Below are 3,624 nucleotides of genomic sequence, written 5' to 3' on the forward strand. Positions count from 1 at the left end.
GGCGTAACTGCCCTGACGCACCTCCGATACCGTTTCACGCAGCGAGCCCTGCATCGCCTTCAGGCTGGCGAAAATGGCCGAAATTTCATTTTTGCCGTATACCGCCACCGGCCGCGCCAGATCGCCTTTGGCAATGCTGTCGAAATGGCTGCTGATAATTGCCAGCGGCTGGACAATCATCTTGCGCGACCAGAACAGCGCGGCGCTGGTCAGCAACACCGCCAGCACAATCATGGTGGCGAAAATCACGCCGGACATGTGGTAGCTGTTGCGGCTGTCATTCCCCGCCGCCTGCACAAAGTTATTGATCTCCTGCTGCCAGGCGTCGGTGCTGGCGTCAAATGCCGCCTGCGATTCCTGCACTGGCGCGGTCAGAAAATCTGACAGCTGGTTGTTCTCAAGCCACGTCGCCTGATGCTCCAGATCGCCATACCACTGGCTGAACGCACCCTGCATCGCTTTTTTCAGCTCTGCGTCCTTCGCGCTAATCGCCGCCTGGCCGCTAAAGGTTTTGAACAGGCCATCAGCCTGCTTCAGGCTACCGCGCGCGGTCACCATCAGCGCCTTAATGTCATCGGGCGGATAGCTCAGGGCGGTTAAGGTGCCCGCTTTATTCAGCGCCGTGCTGGCCTGCAACAAGACTGCCCGACTCTGGGTAAGCAGCTCACGCTGCTGATTACTGCCCTGCATCTCCTGTAAATTTTGATAACCATCGCGAAAAGCCCAAAATGACAAGCCGTTACTGCCAACCTGCAACACCCCACAGAGAATCAAAATCAAAAACAGGGTGGTCGAGATACGAATACGATTTAACATCCACGCTCCCATTTAGCGGCCAGCAGCCGCGATTTAACGTACAATCAAAATGTTTCCCAATTCTCATCTTTCCCGGTTGCCACTGCGCGTACGTAAGCCGGTGCGTTAACCGGCGCGGCCGGTTGCGGGCTGACGCGCGATGAAACCGTGCTTGCAGGTCCAGAGTTAAGACGAAACGCCGAGACGGCCATCTTCAGACGGCTCGCCTGCTCTTCCAGTTGCGCCGCAGCGGCTGCGGACTCCTGAACCAGCGAGGCGTTTTGTTGTGTGACGCGATCCATTTCCGATACCGCCAGGGCCACCTGGTCGATACCACGGCTCTGCTCATCGGAAGCGGAGGCAATTTCCCCCATAATGTCCGTGACGCGGGTAACGGCATTCACGATGTCATTCATGGTTTCGCCCGCGCTCTCCACCAGCACCGAGCCGGTGTCGACGCGCGCGACAGAGTCTTCAATCAGAGCTTTGATCTCTTTCGCCGCGTTGGCGCTGCGGCTGGCAAGGTTACGGACTTCACCGGCAACCACCGCAAAGCCGCGCCCCTGCTCACCGGCACGCGCCGCTTCTACCGCGGCGTTCAGCGCCAGGATATTGGTCTGGAAGGCGATACCGTCGATCACGCTGATAATGTCAGCGATCTTCTTCGAGCTCCCGGCGATGTCGTGCATGGTTTTCACCACGCCATCCACCACCTTGCCGCCGCGCTGTGCGGTTTCCGAGGCGCTGTTCGCCAGCTGTGAGGCCTGGCGGGCGTTATCCGCATTCTGTTTCACGGTGGCGGTGAGCTGCTCCATGCTGGCCGCGGTCTCTTCCAGCGCCGACGCCTGTTGCTCGGTACGGGAGGAGAGGTCGTTGTTACCCATCGCGATTTCGCTGGTGCCGGTGTAGATGGCCTCCGAGCCCTGACGCACGTTCGCCACCGTCTCGCTCAGCGAGCGCTGCATGTGGTCAACGCTGATGGCCAGCTGGGTGATTTCGCTGCGCCCGGTGATGGTCAGGGACTGGGTCAGATCGCCGCTGGCAATGTGACGGATATGGTCGATGACACGGTTTAACGGATTAAGCAGGGTATGGCGAATGCCGTACCAGACCCCCACCAGTACGATCGCCAGCGCCAGGGCCAGGATCCCCATCTGCCATTTGGCAAAGGTGTAATCCTTTACGCTGGCATTAAACGCCGCCTGGTTACGCGCGTCGGACGCGGAAACGTAATCCCGCAGAGCGCTCCCCAGCGCGTTCTGTTTTGACTGGGTTGCCTGGGCGAAATAGGCCTCCATGTTGCCGTTATCAAGGAACTGGATCAGTTCAGTGAGCGCCGCTGCATAGTCCCGGTATGCCTCATTGATGGTCTGGCTCACCTGCTCCATCGAAGGCTGTGGAGGGATGGCGCTGTAAGCTTTGAAGTGTTTATCCGCTTCCGCCAGCGTAGTGCGGGCGCTGTTCATCAGTTCCGTTTGCGGCTTAGCGGGATCGGTCACCATACGTGCGGAGGCGCGGCTCAGGTTGATGCGCGTTTGCAGCAGGTAATCCCAGGTGGAGGTGATTTCACTTTGTTGAACCCGGAACGCGTTAGAAACCGCGAAACTATCCTGGTTGGCTTTAATGGAAGAGAAAAAGAGACTGCCGAAAACGAGCTGCAGCAGAGCGAAGACAGCCAGCACCAACATCAGCATTGTCACAACGCGCATACGGTTCAACATACAACACCTTCTCATTGTTTTGTTCTCGGTGTTATCGGCACAACTGAGAGGAACTTTACATTTGCGAAAGGGAAAAGCGCGGTTCAGAACGCGACGTCTACCACGAGGGTATCGCTGTAGTTGCCGGCAGGGGGCGTGGTCTGGTTGGGGAGGATGCGGGCAGTGTAGTTATAGGTGCGCAGCAGGCCGTCGGTACTCACCTGGGATGAGGCTCCGCTCGACCAGCGCTCGGTGCCGCTTACGCCCCAGCGGTTGGCGGTGGCCTCTTTATAGATCTCATAGCTCATGCGGTTGTTGCCGCTGGCCATGCGCCGGACATTATTCAGGGCGTTGAGGCCGTTATTGATGCCGATGGTATAGGCGCTGGCCTTGGTGCAGGTGACGGCGATGGACTGGGAGATGGTGGGGAAATTCTGTACCAGCGGCGCGCTGTTAAAGTTGATGTTCGGGGTGGTCATGGCGCTGCAATCATTGGTGACGTTCATATTGAGGGTGATGCTGGTCACCGCCGTACCGGTCTGGGGGGTCAGGCAGAGCCCCACGGCCCCTACCTGGCAGACGTTGTAATTAACGCTGAAGTTAAGCGTCACCTGATAGGGCCCGGCGCTGACGTTCTGCCCGGCGACGGTGCGGAAATAGAGCGGAATATTGTACTGCCTGGAACCCAGCAGCCCCAGCAGCGTGCTACCGCTCCAGGTGTAGGAGCGGGCGATCTGCACTTCGCTGGTGCCGGTGCAGCCCGACGCACCGCACAGTCGGGTGGGAATAACATCGGTGATGGTGGCGTTATCGGTGCGTTTCAGGGTGGCGCGGCTGGCGGCGCTTACGGTAGCCCCGGTGTAGTTGAGGGTGATGGAGTCGTTGGTCAGCAGGTTTAGCACCGCATCGCAGCTTACCACCAGGGTGCCGGTGGTCTGTACCTCGTTGCCCCCACTCAGGGCGAAAGAGGTCACTCTGCCAAAGCTGGCGTTGACGGTACTGACGGTACAGGCCCCCCAGCCGGTGCCGGAGACCAACAGCAGCAGTAACAGCAGCAGGCGCCTCATGGTGCCAGCCTGCAGGTCAGCGGGCCGTAAGTTTGCAGCTTGTGGTCCGGGTTAGGGGCAAG

Annotated in this window: 3 protein-coding genes; all 3 read right to left on the reverse strand. The window is 59.1% G+C overall.

What is annotated here, in order from left to right:
* On the reverse strand, positions 1–816 hold an 816-nt coding region (locus WFM46_RS23115; protein ID WP_336998653.1), incomplete at its 3' end, for a Tar ligand binding domain-containing protein.
* 44 nt (positions 817–860) lie between these two features.
* A complete protein-coding gene (gene tar, locus WFM46_RS23120) occupies positions 861–2,516 on the reverse strand; it encodes a methyl-accepting chemotaxis protein II (RefSeq protein WP_336998654.1) in 1,656 nt (551 codons plus the stop codon).
* Between the two features lie 83 nt (positions 2,517–2,599).
* Positions 2,600–3,562 carry a Csu type fimbrial protein gene (locus WFM46_RS23125; RefSeq protein WP_336998655.1) on the reverse strand — a complete coding sequence of 321 codons (963 nt, stop codon included), beginning with the start codon at positions 3,560–3,562 and terminating at the stop codon, positions 2,600–2,602.
* Between the last annotated feature and the right edge of the window lie 62 nt (positions 3,563–3,624).

It is taken from the genome of Leclercia sp. M50, from assembly GCF_037150775.1.
Taxonomy (GTDB): domain Bacteria; phylum Pseudomonadota; class Gammaproteobacteria; order Enterobacterales; family Enterobacteriaceae; genus Enterobacter.

Bases quoted from the DNA above. Each gene is read 5' to 3' on its own strand.
- tar (WP_336998654.1), bottom strand. From the start codon at position 2,516: ATGTTGAACCGTATGCGCGTTGTGACAATGCTGATGTTGGTGCTGGCT.
- WFM46_RS23125 (WP_336998655.1), bottom strand. From the start codon at position 3,562: ATGAGGCGCCTGCTGCTGTTACTGCTGCTGTTGGTCTCCGGCACCGGC.